This window comes from Azohydromonas australica DSM 1124 (assembly GCF_000430725.1).
GTDB classification, from domain to species: domain Bacteria; phylum Pseudomonadota; class Gammaproteobacteria; order Burkholderiales; family Burkholderiaceae_C; genus Azohydromonas; species Azohydromonas australica.
The window spans coordinates 1-1300 of sequence record NZ_AUMO01000172.1; the positions used below are offsets into that span (position 1 = coordinate 1).

Here is a 1300-nt window from a genome sequence, read left to right on the forward strand (position 1 = left end):
AAAACTATGATCTATGCTTTCAAGAAGTTCAAGTTGAAATTAATTCATGGGATTTCTATGATTTTCTATCAAACTTTTGCGTAAGTCCTATCTTCTCAATTAAAATACAATAGAAAGCGCATTAAGAGCTTATCCCATTAGGGAATTGGACCGCCAAACAACAAGGCCGCAGGCCAGATGCAGCATGGCCAAATAAGTATCGGCCCGCTTTTCCCAACGTACGAGTAGCCGGCGGAATCGATTGAGCCAGCTGTGCGTTCTCTCGACTACCCAGCGGCGTGCTTTGAAGCCAGCTTCCTTCTTCATGGCCTTGGCTTCCTCGCCACGAGTACGAATATGTGCAGTAAATCCAAACTCAAGCACGACGTCACGCACCTCGTCGTAGTCGAATCCCTTGTCCAAGCACAGTCCCTGGGGTTCATCGAAGGTGGGTATGGGTCGCGGAATCACAATCGCCGACAACGTCGCCCTGGTCAGCTTCATGTCGTGGCGATTCGCTCCCGCCACTTGCATCGCGATGGGCATGCCTGCTGCGTCCGTGAGCGTGCTGCGCTTGGTGCCTTCTTTGCCTCTGTCCGTAGGATTGGGGCCGGTTTTTTTCCCCGCCCAAGGGCGCCTTGGTCATTGCGCCGTCCATGGCCAACCAGTCCCAGTCAATGCCTTTGAGGACCTGATAGTCCAACAAGCTCTGTCGCCAAAATTCCCGGAAAACGCCAGCTTCAGTCCATTCCAGAAAACGTCGATGAGCCGAGCTTGAAGAGCAGATGCCCGTGGCGCTCAAGGCATTCCACTGCATACCCGTGCGCAGCACCAACAAAATGGCGTTCATTGCAGCCCGGTCTGGAACACGCGAGCGGTGGCAGCCAAGAGGATGAGGGGGTCGCTGCGGCAACAGAGGTTCAATCTTTTCCCACAGCTCGTCACTGATACGCCAACCGTCGTCCTTCGTCACGAGTCCCATACCGACCTCCTACGTGACACCTACGTCTTAGACTCCTCCAAATGGGATAGGTTCTAAGAACGAACTCAAATGCTTGACAGCCTGTTGCGCAAAATATTGGCATCAATCAAATGTATTTATGCAAACAAAGCTACCTTGAGCGTCAGCTTTGTTTTTGTGCAGGCTATTACCGCTGAGCCAGCAATTAATTCTCTAGGCAGTCGTCTCTAATGGTATCGAATTCCTCGTCGTGGCGTAAAATCCAAATAGGACTTACGCAACGAGCACCATCCGCACCGCCGGGCTGCGCAGCTCGGCTCTTAGATAGTTGGACAGCATCTCGCGTTTGAGCTGATAGAG

Annotated in this window: 1 protein-coding gene; it reads right to left on the reverse strand. The window is 52.2% G+C overall.

The genetic code is table 11. The features are described from left to right. Positions 1 to 129 precede the first annotated feature (129 nt). Positions 130 to 961, reverse strand: a protein-coding gene (locus H537_RS51380) for an IS5 family transposase (protein WP_211235044.1) whose coding sequence is annotated in 2 segments (ribosomal slippage) — positions 130 to 597 and positions 599 to 961 — 831 coding nt in all. Because the reading frame shifts where the segments join, the coding sequence is not laid out codon by codon here. Positions 962 to 1300: the final 339 nt, after the last annotated feature.